Source organism: Caballeronia mineralivorans PML1(12) (genome assembly GCF_001028175.1).
Lineage (GTDB): Bacteria > Pseudomonadota > Gammaproteobacteria > Burkholderiales > Burkholderiaceae > Caballeronia > Caballeronia mineralivorans.
The window spans coordinates 17,001-36,672 of the sequence record NZ_AEJF01000165.1; the positions used below are offsets into that span (position 1 = coordinate 17,001).

General features: G+C 61.9%; 20 protein-coding genes, 1 tRNA gene and 1 pseudogene. 15 read left to right on the forward strand and 7 right to left on the reverse strand.

The window, feature by feature from the left end; all coding sequences use genetic code 11:
• Positions 1-94: 94 nt before the first annotated feature.
• From EOS_RS27430 to EOS_RS48320, 3 genes and pseudogenes are all read right to left on the reverse strand, one after another.
• Positions 95-472 carry a thioredoxin family protein gene (locus tag EOS_RS27430; protein ID WP_047895334.1) on the reverse strand — a complete coding sequence of 126 codons (378 nt, stop codon included), beginning with the start codon at positions 470-472 and terminating at the stop codon, positions 95-97.
• Between the two features lie 85 nt (positions 473-557).
• Positions 558-941 carry a DprA-like winged helix domain-containing protein gene (locus tag EOS_RS47190; RefSeq protein ID WP_160312536.1) on the reverse strand — a complete coding sequence of 128 codons (384 nt, stop codon included), beginning with the start codon at positions 939-941 and terminating at the stop codon, positions 558-560.
• Positions 853-1,193: pseudogene (locus EOS_RS48320) on the reverse strand (DNA-processing protein DprA); the annotation flags it as partial. The pseudogene EOS_RS48320 and the gene EOS_RS47190, both read right to left, overlap by 89 nt.
• Positions 1,194-1,438: 245 nt before the next feature.
• Here EOS_RS48320 and def point away from each other — a divergent pair.
• The 14 genes from def (at position 1,439) to EOS_RS27505 (ending at position 14,103) form a co-directional block, all read left to right on the forward strand.
• Positions 1,439-1,942 carry a peptide deformylase gene (gene def, locus EOS_RS27440; RefSeq protein WP_047895336.1) on the forward strand — a complete coding sequence of 168 codons (504 nt, stop codon included), beginning with the start codon at positions 1,439-1,441 and terminating at the stop codon, positions 1,940-1,942.
• A 49-nt stretch (positions 1,943-1,991) separates the two neighbouring features.
• Positions 1,992-2,984, forward strand: a complete 993-nt coding sequence (gene fmt, locus EOS_RS27445; protein WP_047895337.1) for a methionyl-tRNA formyltransferase — start codon at positions 1,992-1,994, stop codon at positions 2,982-2,984.
• 81 nt (positions 2,985-3,065) lie between these two features.
• Positions 3,066-3,719, forward strand: coding sequence for a LysE family translocator (locus EOS_RS27450; protein ID WP_047895338.1), 654 nt, complete (start codon positions 3,066-3,068; stop codon positions 3,717-3,719).
• Between the two features lie 131 nt (positions 3,720-3,850).
• Positions 3,851-4,708: a zinc metalloprotease HtpX gene (gene htpX / locus EOS_RS27455; protein WP_047895339.1), complete on the forward strand. Its 858-nt coding sequence runs from the start codon at positions 3,851-3,853 to the stop codon at positions 4,706-4,708.
• Positions 4,709-4,912: 204 nt separating this feature from the next.
• The gene (gene rsmB, locus EOS_RS27460; RefSeq protein ID WP_047895340.1) at positions 4,913-6,397 is read left to right on the forward strand and encodes a 16S rRNA (cytosine(967)-C(5))-methyltransferase RsmB; all 1,485 of its coding nucleotides are present in this window, start codon (positions 4,913-4,915) and stop codon (positions 6,395-6,397) included.
• Positions 6,394-7,002: a DUF4390 domain-containing protein gene (locus tag EOS_RS27465; protein WP_047895341.1), complete on the forward strand. Its 609-nt coding sequence runs from the start codon at positions 6,394-6,396 to the stop codon at positions 7,000-7,002. The genes rsmB and EOS_RS27465 overlap by 4 nt, the downstream gene beginning before the upstream one ends.
• A gap of 31 nt (positions 7,003-7,033) precedes the next feature.
• Positions 7,034-9,421 (forward strand): sensor histidine kinase, encoded by a 2,388-nt coding sequence (locus tag EOS_RS27470; RefSeq protein ID WP_047895342.1) that lies wholly within the window; start codon positions 7,034-7,036, stop codon positions 9,419-9,421.
• Positions 9,422-10,147, forward strand: a complete 726-nt coding sequence (gene esaR, locus EOS_RS27475) for a response regulator transcription factor EsaR (protein ID WP_047895343.1) — start codon at positions 9,422-9,424, stop codon at positions 10,145-10,147.
• A gap of 89 nt (positions 10,148-10,236) precedes the next feature.
• Positions 10,237-10,312, forward strand: a tRNA-Phe gene (locus EOS_RS27480).
• A gap of 313 nt (positions 10,313-10,625) precedes the next feature.
• Positions 10,626-11,360 (forward strand): 7-cyano-7-deazaguanine synthase QueC, encoded by a 735-nt coding sequence (gene queC, locus EOS_RS27485; protein WP_047895344.1) that lies wholly within the window; start codon positions 10,626-10,628, stop codon positions 11,358-11,360.
• Positions 11,361-11,362: 2 nt separating this feature from the next.
• Positions 11,363-11,995 carry a 7-carboxy-7-deazaguanine synthase gene (queE, locus tag EOS_RS27490; protein WP_047895345.1) on the forward strand — a complete coding sequence of 211 codons (633 nt, stop codon included), beginning with the start codon at positions 11,363-11,365 and terminating at the stop codon, positions 11,993-11,995.
• A gap of 27 nt (positions 11,996-12,022) precedes the next feature.
• Complete coding sequence (gene queD, locus EOS_RS27495) at positions 12,023-12,469, forward strand: 6-carboxytetrahydropterin synthase QueD (RefSeq protein WP_047895346.1); 447 nt, start codon at positions 12,023-12,025, stop codon at positions 12,467-12,469.
• A gap of 174 nt (positions 12,470-12,643) precedes the next feature.
• Positions 12,644-13,426 carry an HpcH/HpaI aldolase family protein gene (locus EOS_RS27500; RefSeq protein WP_047895347.1) on the forward strand — a complete coding sequence of 261 codons (783 nt, stop codon included), beginning with the start codon at positions 12,644-12,646 and terminating at the stop codon, positions 13,424-13,426.
• 26 nt (positions 13,427-13,452) lie between these two features.
• Positions 13,453-14,103 carry a tetratricopeptide repeat protein gene (locus EOS_RS27505; protein ID WP_235442989.1) on the forward strand — a complete coding sequence of 217 codons (651 nt, stop codon included), beginning with the start codon at positions 13,453-13,455 and terminating at the stop codon, positions 14,101-14,103.
• A 122-nt stretch (positions 14,104-14,225) separates the two neighbouring features.
• Here EOS_RS27505 and rodA read toward each other — a convergent pair whose 3' ends face one another.
• The 4 genes from rodA to mreC all read right to left on the reverse strand — a co-directional run bounded on the left by rodA (position 14,226) and on the right by mreC (position 19,514).
• On the reverse strand, positions 14,226-15,374 hold the full coding sequence (rodA, locus tag EOS_RS27510; protein ID WP_047895395.1) for a rod shape-determining protein RodA: 1,149 nt from the start codon (positions 15,372-15,374) through the stop codon (positions 14,226-14,228).
• A gap of 21 nt (positions 15,375-15,395) precedes the next feature.
• Entirely contained in the window at positions 15,396-17,816 is a 2,421-nt protein-coding gene (mrdA, locus tag EOS_RS27515) for a penicillin-binding protein 2 (protein ID WP_047895349.1), read from the reverse strand.
• Between the two features lie 70 nt (positions 17,817-17,886).
• Entirely contained in the window at positions 17,887-18,399 is a 513-nt protein-coding gene (mreD, locus tag EOS_RS27520; protein WP_047895350.1) for a rod shape-determining protein MreD, read from the reverse strand.
• A complete protein-coding gene (gene mreC / locus EOS_RS27525) occupies positions 18,396-19,514 on the reverse strand; it encodes a rod shape-determining protein MreC (protein WP_047895351.1) in 1,119 nt (372 codons plus the stop codon). The genes mreD and mreC overlap by 4 nt, the downstream gene beginning before the upstream one ends.
• Between mreC and EOS_RS47195 the strand changes: the two genes are divergently transcribed.
• A complete protein-coding gene (locus EOS_RS47195; RefSeq protein WP_160312537.1) occupies positions 19,513-19,671 on the forward strand; it encodes a hypothetical protein in 159 nt (52 codons plus the stop codon). The two genes, mreC and EOS_RS47195, sit on opposite strands and share 2 nt — an antisense overlap.
• The last annotated feature ends 1 nt before the right edge of the window (position 19,672 follow it).

The window sequence follows — 19,672 nt, forward strand, 5'->3', positions numbered from 1 at the left end:
CTTTGTGATGCGACCGCGAAAGCCGTTTCAGCTTACGAACGCGCTTAACTGCGCAGGTTCTCCGCGCAGCCTGGTCTTGCCGGTCGGATTCGATTTAAGCGGCGACCAGCGCGGGTCGTATCTTCGGCGCGCCGACGACCCCCGGCAACGCGCTGAAGTCCGTCAACATCCGCGCAACGATGGACGTTTGTGGCAACACCGTTCCAAAAAAACGGGTGGTGACGGCGTCCTCTATCAAGATGGTTGGAAAATTTTCCACATCAAGATCGTCGAAGCGATCCGCCTGGTTTTCGATGTCGATCCACGCAAAGCAGACGTCCGGATGGGCGTCTGCGAGCTGATCGAAACTTTCGCGATAATCGCGGCACGTCCCGCACCATTCGGCACACAGGCAGGCAACGAGCAGCGTGCCGGCGCTGGCCAGACGCTCGGCAATCTGATCGGCGTTGGTGTCGAGATTCAGCGCGGGCATGGTTCCTTGCAGTCCTCTTCGTAAGTGATTTGTCTGGCGTTGCAAGCAGCAGATTTTGTCGCGAATGTAGCATGACGTCGAAAAATCAGCGTTCAAGCCGGGTAAAGCGTCCTCCCGGCAACGCGCCGATCCGCCCCGCCAGTTCGGGTTGCAGCAGGCTTTGTAGCGTCGCCCCATCCATTTCGGTGCGTTCGGCAAGTATTTCAAGCGTCGCGGGTGAGTGTCCGAGTGTCCGAGTGCATCGAGCAGGCGTTTGGCTTCGGGGTTGGCAGGTTTTATCGAGTTCCCGCGCGAATTCGCTGGTTGCGGGGTCGGCGCAGGGCTTCCTCCGCTGGACGTGCTTTTCCCCGTTCTCCGTGGCTTCGGAACGGGAGCCTGCGCCGACGCGCTGCGCCATCGATACTGAGCACAAGCCCCGACACCACCGCCAGCCCCGCATCCGATAGCGCGTGGGCGAAGCGCCGGGCATCTTCGATACCTTGCGGCGTGGCGCTGCGGCGGCCGACAATCGCGACTGCCCGCGCCTGGAGCCGGTCCAGCCGCCCCTTTACAGCCCCTTTACATATAGCAGCGGCGGTGGATCGGGCATGGTCAGAAGCGCCGGCGGACCGCCGAACTCTGCCAGCCACGCACGTAGCGCGATGGGCGGCAAACCGCTCGCATTCGCCAGTCGCAGCCAGGCTGACATGTCCTGGGAATCGGTTTCGCCCAGATGGGGCATGGCGTCGGCCGTCGGCAACTGGAAAGGCGTCATGTTAAAATTTTCATATCCCGAAATACGAAAGGATTGCCGAACGGTCATGTTGCCGGTCGTTCGGGCAAGGCGTTGTCGCTCCACGAGCAGCACTGACGCGGCGTTGAATCGACGCGTTTCAGCCCAATCATCTTCTCGATACCGGCACTCTTTTACAACCTGGCCGAATGGCCGACTATCGCGCGCTGCGGCGTGCGTCGATAATCTGAATCATGGCTCTGCTCAACATACTCAAGTACCCGGACAAGCGGCTGCACAAGGTCGCGAAGCCCGTAGAAGTCGTCGATGACCGGATTCGCAAACTCGTCGCTGACATGGCCGACACCATGTACGCGGCACCCGGCGTCGGCCTTGCCGCGACCCAGGTTGACGTACACGAACGCGTGGTCGTGATCGACACGTCGGACACGCACGACCAGCTTCAGGCGTTCATCAATCCGGAGATCATCTGGGCGAGCGACGAGAAGAAGGATCACGAGGAAGGCTGCTTGTCGGTGCCGGGCATTTACGACTTCGTCGAGCGGCCGGAAAAGGTTCGCGTGCGTGCGCTGAACGAGAAGGGCGAGACGTTCGAGATCGACTGCGACGAGTTGCTCGCCGTGTGCATCCAGCATGAGATGGATCACCTGATGGGGCACGTGTTTGTCGAATACTTGTCGCCGCTCAAGCAAACGCGGATTCGCGGCAAAATGAAAAAGCTCGAAAAGGCGCTGTAACGCGTCGATTCACGAAGATTGATGCTGGAATTTGCAGGTTGCTGAATCGATGACTCAATCGCTGCGTGTCGTGTTTGCTGGAACGCCTGAATTCGCCGCCGCCGCGTTGGCCGCCATTCACGCGGCGGGTTTTCAGGTGCCGCTCGTGTTGACGCAGCCGGACCGTCCCGCCGGGCGCGGGATGAAACTGGCCGCAAGCCCGGTCAAGCGCTTTGCCGTCGAACACGGCTTGCCGGTGGCGCAGCCGAGCTCGCTCAGGCGCCATGGCAAGTATCCCGAGGAAGCGGCCGCTGCTATCGAGCGTCTGAAGACTACGCCGCACGATGTCATGGTGGTTGCGGCGTACGGGCTGATCCTGCCGCAGGAAGTGCTCGACATCGCGCCGCTTGGCGCCATCAACATTCACGGCTCGCTGTTGCCGCGCTGGCGTGGCGCCGCGCCGATCCATCGTGCACTCGAAGCTGGCGACGCCGAGACGGGCATCACGCTCATGCAGATGGACGCGGGACTCGATACCGGCGCGATGATCCGCGAGGGCCGCATAACAATTGCTCCGATGGACACCACCGCCACGCTGCATGAGCGCATGGCGGAACTGGGCGCCGATCTGATCGTCGAAGCGTTGCGCGATCTCGAGCGCGACGGCGCCTTGCCCGCCACGCCGCAGCCGCAAGACGGCGCGACTTACGCGGAGAAGATCGCCAAGCACGAAGCGGCGCTCGACTGGCGCCGTCCGGCGAGCATCCTCGCACGTCAGATTCGAGCCTTTGATCCGTTTCCCGGCGCGTTCGGGACGCTCGAGGGCGTCGTCGTCAAGATCTGGGCGGCCGAGCCCGTCGAATTGACGGGCGACGCGCACCCCGGCGTGATCGTGCAAAGCGACGCGCAGGGTGTCGTGGTTGCGTGTGGCCAGGGCGGCTTGCGTCTCACGCAGTTGCAAAAGCCTGGCGGCAAACGTCTTTCTGCGCGCGAATTTCTTGCCGGATCGCCTATTGTTAAAGGGCAACGATTCGAACTTCGGGAAGTCGCGCCGGAAGCCTGAAACGGTGACCGCGCGCATTCACCCACGCCGTAGCCGCAACGGCTAAGTCAGCCGAAAACAAAATTCACCAAAGGTCCCGCGATGCTTGGAATCACCGGTTTCACGCTGTTTGTCGTCGCCGTCATGTTGCTGAGCGTCACGCCCGGGCCGGATACGGCGTACATCGTTGGCCGGAGTGTCGCGCAAGGACGTGGCGCGGGTGTGGTGTCGGCGCTGGGCATCGCGCTTGGGTGCATTGTGCATACGCTGGCTTGTGCGTTCGGGCTCACGGCGTTGCTGGCTGCGTCGGCGACGGCGTTCACCATCGTCAAGTTTGCCGGCGCGATTTATCTGATCTATCTGGGCGTGCGACTGGTCTTTGCAAAACCCGCAGCCGCCAAAGCGCGTGACAACGAGGCCGAAGAAACCCGTGTTCGCGCCGCGCCGAAGTCGCTGCAGCAACTGTTCGCGCAAGGCTTCGTCACGAACGTGCTGAACCCGAAAGTGGTGCTGTTTTTCGTTTCGTTCATTCCGCAGTTCGTTGCCACCGACAGCGCGCACAAGACGCTTGCATTCCTCGCGCTCGGTTTTGTGTTCGTGCTCGTCAGCACTTTCTGGAACACGATCGTTGCCTGGATTGCGGGTAGCGTGACGCAGCGCTTCTCCGGCAAGCCGAGCGTAAAGCTATGGCTGGATAGGGTCGTAGGGAGTGCGTTCGTCGGATTGGGCATCAAGCTGGCGACTTCGCACAGGTGATTGAATTTTTCCGGGATGCCCTTATCTAACATTTTGCTTACAACCTGTGGCCGAACTGCTCGGTCAGGCAAAAAGGCCGTCTCGGCCGCTCGCGCTTAACGCGCATTGATATTGGGTGAGGAGTTCAAGACATGTTCAATTGGGTCAAAACCGCGATGCTGATGGCTGCGATCACGGCCCTTTTTGTCGTGATCGGCGGAATGATCGGCGGCAGCAGGGGTATGGCGCTTGCGCTGATCGTCGCGCTCGCGATGAATTTCTTCTCGTACTGGTTCTCCGACAAGCTCGTGCTGAAGATGTACAACGCACAGGAAGTCGACGAAACCACCGCGCCGCAGTTCTACCGCATGGTTCGCGATCTCGCTACGCGCGCACAGTTGCCGATGCCGAAGGTTTATCTCATTGACGAAGCCGCGCCGAACGCGTTCGCCACCGGCCGGAATCCGGAGCATGCGGCCGTTGCGGCCACTACTGGCATTCTGCGAGTGTTGTCCGAGCGCGAATTGCGCGGCGTGATGGCCCATGAGCTGGCGCACGTGAAGCATCGCGACATTTTGATCTCGACAATATCGGCGACCATGGCCGGTGCGATCTCGGCGCTGGCGAACTTCGCCATGTTCTTTGGCGGCCGGGATTCCGACGGCCGGCGCACGAATCCGATCGCCAGTATTGCTGTCGCCATGCTGGCGCCGCTGGCCGGTGCGCTGATCCAGATGGCGATCTCGCGGGCACGGGAATTCGAAGCTGATCGCGGCGGCGCGCAGATTTCGGGCGACCCGCAGGCGCTCGCCAGCGCCCTCGAGAAAATTCACGCCTATGCAGCGGGCGTGCCGTTTCCGACCGCCGAGCAACATCCGGCCACCGCGCAGATGATGATCATGAACCCGCTGGCGGGCGGTGGCATCTCCAAGCTCTTTTCGACGCACCCTGCCACCGAAGAGCGCGTCGCACGCCTGATGGAGATGGCGCGAACCGGTCGGATGGAGTGATTGCAACAAGTGCATTAAGGGCGCAGGCCATGGACCCATTGCCGTGCAAGCGGCGATGGGTCTTCTCATAAACAGCGCAAGCGCCTTCAATCCCGTCCGTTCGGCCCGCATGCAGGCGCCGATCTCAGGCCCAAACCCCTCGCAAGTTACAATGCTTCGTTTGTGCGGACCGGCATTGGCCGGCTCGAACGCCTTCGCCCCGACATGACCGAAAAGCCTTCCCGACGCCGCGCTGTTTCATCTGCGGATAGCAGCCGAGCGTCGTTCGACGCTCGTCTCGCTACGCTTCACCTCGCTCCCGATTCACTCGCGTTCGCGCTCGATGCCGCCGCGCAAGCGGTCGGCGCAGTGCGCGCCGGTTCCGCGCTGCCCGCGGCGTTGCAGACGGTGATCGCGGCAACGCACGTGGCGGTATCGCGTGGAGCGACGCAGGACATCGCTTATCGCACGTTGCGGCGCCTCGCCGTGGCCGACGCGCTGCTCGTGAAGCTGGTGCGCAAGGCGCCGCCGCCGCACGTATCGAATGTGATGGTCTGCGCGTTCGCACTGCTCGTGGACGACGAAGCCGAGGCCGCTTACACGCCGTTTACCGTCGTCGATCAAGCCGTCAACGCCATCGCGGCGCGGCGTGAATTTGCGTTTGCGAAGGGTCTGGTCAACGCGGTGTTGCGCTCGTTCCTGCGTGAACGCGACGCGCTGCTGACCGAGGTTCAAAGCGATCCGGTCGCTCGTTTCAACTATCCCGCGTGGTGGATCGACGCGGTCAAGCGTGGCCAGCCCGACGAATGGGAAAACATCCTGGACGCAGGTAATCGGCAAGGCCCGCTTACCTTGCGCGTGAACGCACGGCGCATGAGCGTCGCGCAATATCTCGACGTCCTCAAGGCCGAGCACATTGAAGCCGAAGCCGCGGGCATTCATGCGGTACGCCTCAAGACGCCGATGGCGGTCGAGAAGATTCCCGGTTTCGCCGACGGCGTCGTCTCGGTTCAGGACGCGGGCGCGCAACTCGCCGCACAGTTGCTCAACGCGCGCGACGGCATGCGTGTGCTCGATGCCTGCGCTGCGCCCGGTGGCAAAACGGGCCACGTGCTCGAACTCGCGAACGTCGAGCTGATCGCGGTGGAAAGCGATGCAGGCCGAGCGCGGCGTATCGGCGAGAATCTGCAGCGTCTGAATGTGCAAGCCGAGATTCGCGTAGGCGATGCCGGAGATCCGGCCGGCTGGTCGGACGGTGATCCGTTCGATCGCATTCTTGCCGACGTGCCGTGCTCGGCCTCGGGGATCGTGCGGCGTCATCCTGACATTCGCTGGCTGCGCCGTCCGACCGATATCGCCGCGCTGGTCGAAGAACAGCGCCGCATTCTCGCCGCACTCTGGCCGCTGGTTGCGACCGGTGGCGAGTTGCTCTACGTGACGTGCTCGATCTTTCCCGAAGAGGGCGAGTTGCAGGCGCAGTGGTTTGGAGCGGTGCACGAAGATGCGGTACGATTGGACGCGCCGGGGCAATTATTGCCGACAGTCAGCCGAGCCGGCACGGCTGGCTTGCAAGTATCACCGGACCCGGTCACGAACTCGCTGACGGACAATTCAGGCGAGGCGCAACGTACCCGCTCAACATTAACGCGGGACGCGCAAGCCTTTGCGGACCACGACGGATTCTTCTACGCGCGCTTTCAGAAACGGTGACGATCAAACGCTTTTTTTCGCTGCGGCTCGCGCCTGCCGGCCAGGCCGTGCTGGCCTTGTTGTTGAGCCTTGTGCTGTCGTTCATGCCCGTTTCGGCCGCGCAGGCCGATCCCGTCGCTGTGCAGCGCGCGTCGTTGCAGGCGGACGGATCCGGCTGGAGCCTCGACGCGCGTTTCGACTTCGATCTCAACAGCAGTCTTGAAGACGCCGTGAACAAGGGCGTGCCTTTGTATTTCACAACCGATTTCAATTTGTCGCGGCCACGCTGGTATTGGTTCGACGAAGAACCGGTGAGCGTGTCGCAAAGCATCAGGCTTTCGTTTCAGCCGCTCACGCGCGAGTATCGTGTCTCCACAGGAGGCTTGCAGCTCGGCTTTGCCACGCTTCAGGAGGCGCTCGCGGTTGTCAAGCACGTAACGTCGTGGCATGTGATCGATCGTAATCAGGTCAAGCCCGGCGAGACGTATAACGCGTCGGTGCGCATGCAGCTCGACATCGCGTTGATGCCCAAGCCGTTCCAGATCGACGCGGTCAACAACCGTGACTGGAATCTCTCTTCCGAGTGGAAGCGTTTCACTTTTACGGCGGCGACCAGTGCTAAATAAACTACGCCGCCGGCCGCTGCGCCGCACGAACATGACGGGCATCGTGGTTCGCGTGCTCGTGGCAACGGTCGCGCTCACGGCCATTTTGCTGCTCGTGATGCTGGCGCTCGCCAGCGCGAACACCGAGTTCTTCGATCGCTATTATCAGTGGCTCTACGCCGCGAATCTCGCGGTGGCGGTCGTGCTGATACTCATCGTCATCGGGCTGCTGGCGATCATCATCACGCGGGTGCGCCAGGGCAAGTTCGGCACGCGGCTGCTCGCGAAACTCGCGTTTATCTTTGCGCTCGTGGGCGTGGTGCCGGGCGGGATCATCTACGTGGTGTCGTATCAGTTCGTGTCACGCAGTATCGAATCATGGTTCGACGTGAATGTGGAAACCGCGCTCACCTCGGGGCTGAATCTTGGGCGCGGCATGCTCGACGCGTCGTTGTCGGATCTGCAGAACAAAGGCCGTCTGATGGGTGACCAGCTTGCCAGCGCCGATCCAACCAGTCTCACGCTCACGCTCTTGCGCCTGCGCGATCAGTTCAACGTGCAAGACGCGACCATCGTCGAGCCGGCGAGAAGCGGCTCGGGCACCGCGCCCGATGTGCGCGTGGTGGCGCAGGCATCGAGTAACTTCGCCGCGCTCGTGCCCGACAATTTGCCGACGCCCCTGCAACTGAATCAGGCGCGCAGCCGGCCTTATGGGGCAATCGAAGGCGAGGTGGATGGCGATTCGAGCCAGACCGGGCCGAAAGGCGCATTGAGGCTGCGGGTGATCGTGAAGATTCCCGACAGTTCCACCACCGAGTTGCAGCCAACGGAACGTTTCCTGCAGATCGAACAGCCGGTTAGTACCGGACTCGCCCGCAATGCCGACGCTGTGCAGCGCGCGTATCGGGAGTATCAGGAAAAGGCACTTGGGCGCACCGGTTTGCGCAAGATGTACATCGGCACGCTGACGCTCGCGTTGTTCCTCGCGACCTTCATTGCGATGATGCTCGCGCTCGCGCTCGGCAATCAGCTCGCGCGGCCGTTGTTCCTATTGGCGCAAGGGACGAAGGAAGTGGCCGAGGGCGATTACACGCCCAAGCGCGAAGTGAAGTCGCGTGACGAACTCGGTTTCCTCACGCAGTCGTTCAACGCAATGACGCGGCAGTTGTCCGAGGCGCGCGCGGCGGTCGAGAACAATCGCATCGCGCTGGAGCATTCGAAGGCGTATCTCGAGAGTATTCTCGCGAACCTGACGGCGGGCGTGTTCGTGTTCGACCGCCAGTTCCGTTTGACCACGGCCAATCGCGGCGCCGAGCGTATTTTCCGGCAGCCGTTCAATGGGTCATTGAATCTGCCGCTGGAGCAAATTGGCGTGTTGGCGGAGTTCGGCGCGATGGTCCGTAAAGCCTTCGCTGATCGCGACGCGGCGGCAAGCGGCAGCGGCCGGCCGATCGGCGATCGCGGTCACTGGCAGCAACAACTTGCCGTTCCCGTACCCGGCGAGACCGATCCGCTGACCTTGCTGGTACGCGGTACGCAGTTGCTGACCCTGACCGAAAGCGATACCGACGACGCCGAAACAACCGGCTACGTAGTCGTATTCGACGATATCTCCGACGTCATCTCGGCACAGCGTTCGGTCGCATGGGGTGAAGTGGCGCGGCGGCTTGCGCATGAGATCAAGAACCCGCTCACGCCGATTCAGTTGTCGGCCGAACGGCTGCAGATGAAGCTGGCTGATAAGCTCACCCCCGCCGACGCTGACGTGCTCAAGCGCGGCGCGACCACCATCGTGAATCAGGTGCAGGCAATGAAGCAGATGGTCGACGACTTCCGCGAATACGCGCGTACGCCCCCGGCTGTGCTTGGCAACCTGCAGCTCAACGATCTTGTGACGGAAGTACTGACGTTGTATGGCATTGAAGAGGGCAAGAGTCATCTCACCATCGAGCTGACAAAATTGCCGGTGATTCGGGGCGACGCCACGCAGCTTCGTCAGGTGATTCACAACCTCTTGCAGAACGCGCAGGACGCGGTGGCCGATGTCGCCGAGCCGCGCGTGCTGCTTGAAACGAAGACAGTAGAATATGGCGAGCCCGATGCCTCAGGACATGCCCGCGTGGCGGTGCGCTTGACGGTATCGGATAACGGTCCTGGTTTTCCCGCGCGAATTCTCTCGCGCGCGTTCGAGCCTTATGTGACGACAAAGGCCAAGGGCACGGGTCTGGGTCTTGCAACGGTGAAGAAGATTGTCGACGAGCATGGCGCGCGCATCGACATCCGTAATCGTTCGAAGACCGCTGACGTGATCGAAGGCGCGCAGATCTCGATTCTGTTCCTGCAACTCGCGGACGATACCGCCGAACCGGGCGCGACGCCGCCCTCGACGGCTGCGAGCCACGGAACGACAAAAGCATTAGTGCAGACAAGGGCAGCGTAAATGGCAACCATCCTGGTGGTAGACGACGAAATGGGAATCCGGGAATTGCTCTCGGAGATCCTGAGCGACGAAGGTCACGTGGTGGAGACGGCGGAGAATGCGCAGCATGCGCGGGAATATCGATTGCGGCAGGCGCCCGATCTCGTGCTGCTCGACATCTGGATGCCCGATACCGACGGCGTGACGCTGCTCAAAGAATGGGCGGCGCAGGGCAAGCTCACCATGCCGGTGATCATGATGTCGGGCCATGCGACTATCGATACGGCGGTTGAAGCCACGAAGATCGGCGCGCTTAACTTCCTTGAGAAGCCGATCGCGTTGCAAAAATTGCTCAAGGCTGTCGAGCAAGGGCTTGCTCGCGGAACGGCTGCAGCGCCGATCGCAAACGCGGCCCTGCGCCCGGCGTTGCCGCTGAGCGGTTCGACGGTGCCGGCATCGGCTGCGTTGCCGGTGGCTTCGTCGCTGAACTTGGGCGGTGGCGATGGTAGCGCGTTGGGCGCGGGTGCCGCGGCGGGTCCGGCTGGCGCGACGGCATCCATCTCCTTCGACATCCCACTGCGCGATGCACGCGATGCCTTCGAGCGCGCGTACTTCGAGTATCACTTGGCCCGTGAGAATGGCAGCATGACGCGCGTGGCGGAGAAGACAGGACTGGAGCGTACGCACTTGTACCGCAAGCTCAAGCAGCTTGGCGTCGACCTTGGTAAAAACAAGAGCGAGGCTTGACTGGCTTGGGTTCCAGGATCGTTACAGTAAAAAGGCGCCAAAAAGCACTTGAGCGACATAATCCACTTTGATATACTTTCGTTCTTCGTGGCCCGGTAGCTCAGTTGGTAGAGCAGCGGATTGAAAATCCGCGTGTCGATGGTTCGATTCCGTCCCAGGCCACCACAGTTGCAAAAAATGCCCGGAAACCGCAAGGTTTCCGGGCATTTTCCATTGTGTCCGGAAGACGCGTTTGAGCTGCCAAGGGATCTGTCAACGCTCGTCGTCCCATGCCGCCCCGGTGCGTCAAAACGGCGCCATGGTAAAATCCTTGGTTCTTCAAAGACTTGGGGCGCAATGAACACGCAGCGAGCCCGCAGCGCACCCGCTTGCGCCACCTATACTGGTGTGGCCCGGCGCTGATACGGTAGTCACCAGGCCTGGCACGAAACGCCACGCCACGGCGCGCCACTCAAGCCTTCATTCATGGAGTTTCACCGTGACTCGGACAGACGCTAAAGACAGCGCATTGGTGCTGTTTTCCGGCGGCCAGGATTCGGCCACATGCCTCGCCTGGGCGCTCGATCGTTATACGAGCGTCGAGACGCTCGGCTTCGACTATGGCCAGCGGCATCGCGTGGAACTCGAATGCCGCGAAGGCTTTCGCACGTCGTTGAAACAGCAGTTCCCGCAGTGGGCCGAGCGGCTCGGCGAAGATCACATGATCGACCTGTCGGTTCTCGGTGCGATCAGCGATACCGCCATGACGCGCGAGATCGAAATCGAGGCGAGCGCGAGCGGTTTGCCCAACACGTTCGTACCCGGGCGCAACCTCATGTTCATGACGATCGCAGCCGCGATTGCGTACAGACGGGGATTGACGGTGCTGGTCGGCGGCATGTGCGAGACAGATTTCTCGGGTTATCCCGATTGCCGCGACGACACCATGAAGTCGCTGCAAATCACGCTCAATCTCGGCATGGACAGCCGCTTCCTGCTCGAGACACCGTTGATGTGGCTCGATAAAGCCGATACCTGGCGGCTAGCCGAACAACTAGGCGGCGAGGCGCTGGTGGAACTGGTGCGCGTCGAGACACACACGTGTTACGTCGGCGAGCGCGCCGAGCTCCACGAGTGGGGCTTCGGCTGCGGCCAATGCCCGGCGTGCAAGCTGCGCAAGCGCGGCTACGAAGCCTACAAGTCGGGCGAGCAAGTCACCACCGAACCGGTTTAATCATGACGTACGCAGTAAAGGAAATTTTCTACACGTTGCAGGGCGAGGGCGCCAACGCCGGCCGTCCGGCCGTGTTCTGCCGCTTCGCCGGCTGCAATCTCTGGTCGGGTCGCGAGGAAGATCGCGCAGACGCCGTGTGCCAGTTTTGCGACACGGACTTTGTCGGCACGGACGGCGAGAACGGCGGCAAATATCGCACGCCGGCTGAGCTCGTCGCGATGATCGCATCGCAATGGCCCGAGGGCGAAGCGCACAAGTTCGTGGTCTGTACGGGCGGCGAGCCGATGCTGCAAATCGACCAGCCTTTCGTCGATGCCCTGCATGCAGCGGGCTTCGAAATGGCGATTGAAACGAATGGGTCGCTGCCGGTGCTGGATAGCATCGACTGGATTTGCGTGAGCCCGAAAGCCGGCGCGCCGCTGGTCGTGACGAAGGGCAACGAGTTGAAAGTCGTCGTGCCACAAGACAATCAGCCCTTGGCCGATTACGCGAAACTCGACTTCCAGTATTTCCTTGTGCAACCCATGGACGGCCCGTCGCGCGACATCAATACGAAGCTCGCTATCGACTGGTGCAAGCGGCATCCGCAATGGCGCCTGTCCATGCAGACGCACAAGTACCTCAACATCCCCTAACGCGAATCACGCCCAAGCTGAGCCGACGTGCAGACGATTACCCGAAAACTCGAATTCGATGCGGGCCACCGCATCCCCGATCACCGCAGCCAGTGCCGTAACCTGCACGGCCATCGCTACGTGCTCGAAATCACGCTGCAAGGCGAACTCGTCGAAACCGAAGGCGCGCCAGATCGGGGCATGGTGATGGATTTCGCCGATGTCAAGGCGCTGGCAATGGAACACCTGGTCAACAAGTGGGACCACGCGTTCATCGTCTATGCACGCGATGAAAAAGTACGCGGCTTTCTCGAGTCCATGGCTGAGCATAAAACCATCGTGCTCGACCGTATTCCGACCGTCGAAAATCTCGCCGCCGAGGCGTTCCGAATTCTCTCCGGCGTCTACGACGCGCACTACGGCGTCAATCTGAAGCTCAAGCGCATACGCCTGTACGAAACGCCGAATTGCTGGGCTGACGTTGAAGGCATCTAAAGTCTCCCGCGCCTAAGCTTCCAAGGCGGGCCTCCTGCCAGCGCGCTTTTGTCACGGTATGATCGTTGGACAAGCCGCACGTTTTGCTGCGGTGCATTCCAGCGACATAGCCCTATCGGAGCGAGACATGCCTGCCTACCATCCCGCCGCGTTTGCTCTACCCGGGGTCCCGCGATGAGCACCTACACCAATCTCCTCAAGCAGCGTTTGAACGAATCCGGCACGTTGTTCGGCCTGTGGCTGTCGCTTGGCAGCGCGGACGTGGCCGAAGCCGTGGCGCATGCGGGCTTCGACTGGCTCTGTATCGACATGGAGCATTCGCCCAACGACAGCCGCGACGTCGTCGCGCAGCTTCGCGCGATTGCCGCAGCGCACTTGCCGACTGAGCCGATCGTTCGCGTGCCGGCGCATGAAGGCTGGCTCGTGAAGCGCGTGCTCGACGCGGGCGCGCGAACGCTGATGTTCCCGAACGTGGAGTCGGCGCAAGAGGCGGCACACGTTGTGCGTCTCACGCAGTATCCGAGCGCCGATGCACGCGAGGGCTTGCGCGGCGCCGCAGGCGCTGTGCGCGCAGCGGCATACGGAATCCGGCGCGATTACGTCGGTTCGGCCAACGCGCAGATATCGACGATCGTGCAGATCGAGTCCGAGCAGGCGCTCGCGAATGTGGACGCAATTGCAGCGACGCCCGGCGTCGATTGCCTGTTCATCGGACCAGCGGATCTGGCCGCGAGTCTCGGCCATCTCGGCGATACCAAACATCCGGATGTGCAGGCGGCGATCACGAAGATCATCGATACCGCGAAACACGCAGGGATCGCGAGCGGTATCTTCGCGCTCGATGTTGCGAGCGCGCGGTTGTATGCGCAAGCCGGCGTGAAAGTGATTGCGTTGTCGGCCGATGTGGGCTGGCTGTTAAAAGCAACGCGACAGGCGCTGCAGGAGGCAAGGGCATGAAACCCGGAATATTGGGCGCAGTTTTCATGGCGGTGACGGTGACATTGGCGTGCAGTGCAGCAAACGCGCAGACCATCAAGAACAGTGACCTGGCGACGCAAAGTGCTGTCGCCGATTACAACGCGGGCAACTTTGGCGCGGCGCGCTCGGAGTTTCTACATGCGGCGAAGAAGGGCAGCCGTCTCGCCGAATTCAATTACGCGATGATGCTGGTGAACGGCGAGGGCGGCCCGGCGGATGTGGACGAAGGCAAGAAGTGGCTGCGCAAAGCCGCCGATGCCGACATGACGCAAGCGCAATACGTGTACGGCAAGATGTTCGACGACGGCGAGTTTGTTGACCGCGATCCGGTCGAGGCGCACCGCTGGTTCCTGCGTGCAGCGAACCAGGGCCACGTTCAGGCGGAGCTCGCGCTGGCGAATCAATTCCTCGATGGCCGCGGCACGCCGCGCGACAACGCGCAGGCGTTCGTCTGGTACAAGAAGGCGGCCGAAGGCGGCGATATGACGGCGCAATACGTGGCCGGATCGTTTTATGAACGCGGTGGCGATGGCGTGCAGAAGAACATCAACGTGGCGCGCGCGTATTACGCAGCGGCAGCGGCGCAGGGCGATCCTGCGGCGAAGCTGAAGTATCAGCAGCTCAGCGCGGAACTCGCGCGCGAGCGGCCGCAATAAAACCGCAATAAAACCGCAATAAAACCGCAATAAAACCGCAATAAAACCGCAATAAAACAAAAGCCCGCGATGAAAACATCATCGCGGGCTTGGCTGTAACAACGTGTGATTTGGAGAAACCCCTAGCCTTTCATCAGTCGCTTTTGCCGCGACACGCTCATGATGAGCCCGACCGCGACGCCGAGGGTCGTGAGCGCGGTTCCTCCGTAACTCATGAACGGCAGCGGTACACCGACCACCGGCAGAATCCCGCTCACCATCCCGATGTTCACGAACGCGTAAGTAAAGAACGCCATGGTCAGCGACCCGGCCAGCAAGCGTCCAAACAAGGTGGCCCCGTTCGCCGCGATAAACAGCCCTCGCGCGATCAAGGCCATGTAGAGAAAGAGCAGCACGAGCCCACCCACGAGCCCGAATTCCTCCGAAAACACCGCGAAAATGAAGTCGGTATGTTTCTCGGGGATGAACTCCAGATGCGCCTGCGTTCCCTTTAGCCAGCCTTTTCCGAAGGTCCCGCCCGAGCCAATCGCAATCACGGCCTGAATGGTGTGAAAGCCCTTGCCGAGCGGATCGGAGGTGGGGTCGAGCAGGGTACAGATACGGTGCTTCTGGTAGTCGTGCATCAGCGGCCAGTTCACTTCCGGCTGGCAAATCCGCTCCTGGAATACACCGATACTCGCGACTACCATCACAGCCGCAACGAGAATCGGCACGATCAGCTTGAAACTCAAGCCCGCGAAATAGATCACGAAGAGGCCCGCGGCGAACACCAGCACGGCGGTGCCGAGGTCCGGCTGCTTGGCGATTATCGCCACCGGCAGGATCAGGATCACGAAGCCGACGATGTAATCCCACCAGCGGATGCCGCCCTCACGCCGCTGGAAATACCAGGCGAGCATGAGCGGCATCGCGATCTTCATGATCTCCGAGGGCTGGATCACCACGCCCACGTTCAGCCAGCGTTTCGCGCCTTTGCGGGTCAGCCCGAACGTGGCGACCGCGATCAGCAGCGCCATACCGATGGTATAAAGCGGCACGGCGAAGCGCATCAGCGTGGGCGGCGGCACGTTGGCGAGAATCCACATCAACCCGAACGTCAGCATGATGTTGCGCAACTGGTCTTCCACACGGCCCGGGACATCGAGACTCGCGCTATACAGTGTCACGATGCCCACGCACAGCAGCAAGAACACGATCAGCGCGAGCGGTTTGTCGAAGCCCGCGAACAAGCGCTTCGTGCGTTCGAGCCAGACGCGCTTGTCGAATTGCAGTGCTTGCATGGCGATTCTCCTTTACTCGTCGATGCCGCCAGACGGCGTCAACGTCTGGATGGCGCCTTTGCCGGTGTTGCGGGGAATTGCGGCAGTCGGCGCGGGTTCCTTCGGCGGCGGTGGCGGCGGTGTCGGTGCGGCGGGGGCCTTGCGGGGCTCGGCGGTGCGGGTGGCTTCCTTCGCGATGGCCACAGCCGGCGCTTTCGATGCAGTTGCTGGCCGCGCTATTTCCCGCGCTTCCGTCGCGATAGGCGGGATCGGCACGCGCGGCGCTTCGAGCGCGCGCAACATGCTCGGTGTGACGGGAACGGCGGATGCCGCCGAGGCGCCCGACGCAGCTTCGGCTCCGCTGCTTGCCGAGGCAGCCGAATCGGACGCAGCAGCCCCAGCCGCCGCATCGGACGCCGCCAACGGCTTGAACGCCGGCGAGGCGGCCGTCACTGAAGCGGGCAGCGCTGCGTCCACGGGGCTTTGCGCGCCACCGATCACCGGAGCACCTGCATCTTCCGTCGCCGATGCCGCCGCTGCCACGGCCGCGGCTTCCGCACCGGGTTTCAGTTTGTCGACGAGATAATAATCGAGCACTTTGCGCGCGATCGGCCCGGCCGCTTCGGCGCCCCAGCCACCGTTTTCAACGATCAGCGCAACGGCGATGGTCGGATGATCCGCCGGTGCGAACGCGATAAACAACGCGTGATCGCGCAAATGTTCCGCTATCGCGCCGTGCGAATAATTCGCGCCTTGCAGCGAATAAACCTGCGCCGTCCCGGTTTTACCGGCCGCCACATACGGTGCGCCGCGGAAAATCTTGGCGCCCGTGCCGCTAGTGATCACCCCTTCCATCGCCCGTTTGATGAAGTCGACATCCGCTTGCTTGACGGCAATCTTGTCGCTCGGATCGCGCACGGTGATGCGTACCGCCTTGCTGATCGGATTCTCGACTTCCTTCACCAGGTGCGGTTTCATCACCACACCGTCGTTCGCAAGCGTAGCGGTCGCGTGCGCGAGTTGCAGGATCGTGAACGAGTTATAGCCCTGCCCGATACCTAGGCTGATCGTCTCGCCTTCATACCAGCGCTGCTGTTCCGGCTTCCGGTACGCCTTCTTTTTCCACTCGGTCGACGGAAGAATGCCGCGCGCTTCACCGTTGATATCGATACCCGTGATCTGGCCGAATCCCCACGGCTTCATGAAACCGGCCATCGCATTCACGCCGAGATCGTGCGCGAGCATATAGAAATAGGTGTCGTTGGAGACCACGATCGCGCGATTCATGTCGACCCAGCCTTGCCCTGCGCGCACGTCGTTGCGAAAGGTGTGGCCGCCGAACGTGTACGAACCCGGGTCCTGGAAACCCCAGCTAGTCGTGCGTTTGTGCAGCGTGAGCGCGGCGAGTGCCATGAACGGCTTGTAGGTGGAACCGGGCGGATACGTGCCGTGCAGCGGCCGGTTCAGCAGCGGGTGATCGGGCGAGTTGTTCAGCGAATCCCAGGTCTGCTGGTCGATGCCATCGACGAACGAATTCGGGTCGAAACTCGGTGCCGAGACAAACGCGAGCACGTCGCCCGTTGAGGGTTCGATGGCGACCAACGCACCGCGCTTGTCCGCGAAGGCCTGTTCGGCGACCTGCTGCAAGCCGATATCGAGCGACAACACCAGGTTGTTCCCCGGTGTAGCTTGCGTGCGCGACAGCGTGCGCACCGGCCGGCCGCCTGCGGTGACTTCCACTTCCTCGAAGCCGGTCAAACCGTGCAGCTCCGTCTCGTAACTCTGCTCCACACCGATCTTGCCGATGTAGTCAGTACCCTTGTAATTGTTCGCGTCCAGACGCGCGTCGTAGTGATCGGTATCGGCGTCGTTCTGGTCGCTCGCTTCGTCGATGCGTTCCTGATCGCGCTGCGAAATCCGCCCGATATAGCCGATCACATGCGCCGCTGTCGGCCCAAGCGGATATTGCCGGAACAGCCGCGCGCGCACTTCCACGCCCGGAAAGCGGAACCGCTGCGCGGTGAAACGCGCGACTTCTTCGTCGGTGAGGCGCGTGCGGATGGGCAGGCTCTCGAAATTCTTCGAGTCCTCCAGCAGCTTTTTAAAGCGCCGCCGGTCGCGCTGATCGACGGGAATGACCGTCGCGATGCGATCGATTTCATCGTCGAGCGTGGTGTCGATCTTCGACGGCGTGATTTCCAGCGTGTACGCGGAATAGTTCTTCGCGAGGACCACGCCGTTGCGGTCCGTGATGATGCCGCGGTTCGGCACGATCGGTGCGACGGAGATGCGGTTTTCATCGGCTTGCAGCGAGTATTTGCTGAAATGCCAGACCTGCAGATACAGGAACCGCACGCCGATCAGCCCGAAGCAGACGAACACGAACAGGCCGGCGGCAGCCACACGCAGGCGAAACTTCGATAACTGTTGTTCGGCGTTCTGAAATTCGGTCATGCAATCTTCGCGGGGAGCGCGTGTGTGGCCCAGGTGGCGTGCAGCAGTTGCGGCAGGCGCTTGAATCTACTCAGATGGGGCGCGTGTCGTCGGGATCGGTTGCTCGGCGCTGCGGAATCAGCAGCAGGAAACTCGCGAGCGGCCACAAAATGGCTTCCACGAACCCGTCGATCAGATAGCCCCAACCGGGAAACGCCGCGCCCGTCAGCAGGCGGATCACGAACGGCACGATTTGCGCGCCGATCAGCAAGGGCGCGACCACGAACGTTTGCACCGGCAGAGACATCCACAATACGCGCCTGTGAATCGTGATGGCGCCATACGACAACAGCGTATACGCCAGCGCGTGCTCACCGAGCAGGCTGGCATTGTGAACGTCCATGAGCATGCCGAGCATGAACGCGATACCCATGCCCACACGACGCGGCTGGTGAACGTTCCAGAACAGCAGCACGAGCGCGACGAAATCGGGGATGCCGAAGGTCCGGCCCCACGGCATCAGGTTCAGCAGGAACGCAGTGGCCAGACTGAACGTAATGAAGTACGGATTGACCGGCTGCAGGATGTATTGCGGACGGTTCATGGTGCGGCTCCGGGCGCGGGCTTGCGGGCAGGTTCAGCTTTCCTCGCGTGCTCGGATTTTTCAGGTTTCTTCGCGGCGGCGGGCTCGGTTTTCTTCGCGACGGCAGCCGGTTCCGGGTTTTTCGTAGCAGCGGCGGCCGTGGCGGTGGGCGTACTCGCCGCATTCGCGGTCGCGGTCGCGCTGGCGCTTTTCGCCGCGGCTGCCTTGCCTTTCTTGCCCTTGCTGTCCTTCGCTTCCTTGGCTGCAGCCGCTGCTTCGACTTCTTCAGGATTTGGCGGCTGGTTGATCTCGTAATGCAGCACGAGCAACTGACGCGCACCGCGCACCGGCGCGATCGGCAGGCAGACCACGCGGGCGAATGCGGTATCGGCTTGTTTATCCACGCGAACCACTTTCGCCACGGGCAACCCCGGCGGATAAATGCCGTCCAGGCCGCTCGTCACGAGTTCGTCGCCGGTTTGCACGTCGGCGCTGATCGGCACGAAACGCAGGTCGAGCGTGTCGCCCTTCGGCGTGCCGTAGATCACGCTGCGCAAACCGGTCCGCACGATTTGCACGGGCACGGCCTGATCCTTGTCGGAGAGCAGCGTCACTTCCGATTGCAGCGGGAACACGCGAGTGACCTGCCCGATCACGCCGTCTTCGTTGACCACCGGCGCGCCGTTCTGGATGCCCTGTTGCGCACCCTTGCCGATCACGACTTTTTGCGTGAAAGGATCGCGAGTGTCGTACTGGACTTCGACCGGCGTGGTTTGCGTGCTCGCGCGCGAGCCGAGCTGCAGCAGCGCGCGAAGATGCGCGTTCTCGGCGTTGAGCTGGGTCGCATCGCCCGCTTTCACCGACAACTCGAGGTTCTTTTCTTTCAGCTTGGTGTTTTCATTGCGCAGGGTTGCACTGGTGACGGCCAGATCGGCGGCGCCCATGAAAATGTCGCGTGGCACGAGCGCCGCGCGCTGTAGCGGATACAAACCCGCTCCCAGCACGCCGCGCACGATCTCGAGCGTGTTAAAGCGCGCGTCGGAGATCAGCAGGGCGAGGGCAAGCACCACGAAGAAGATCAATCGCGCGAGAGCGGATGGACCTTGCTTAAAAAGTGGCGGCGGACTGTATTCCATGGTCGGCGCCGAGGGCGTGATCGGTTGGTTCGATGCTGCGGGTCCGCGTGGAAACGCGGCCCTGCCCAGCGCCATTCACACCGGCCCGGTTAAAGCCGGGCCGAATGAACGATTGCGCGAGTCGCATATTACGCGCACGTCGCAGTCGGTGCATTGAG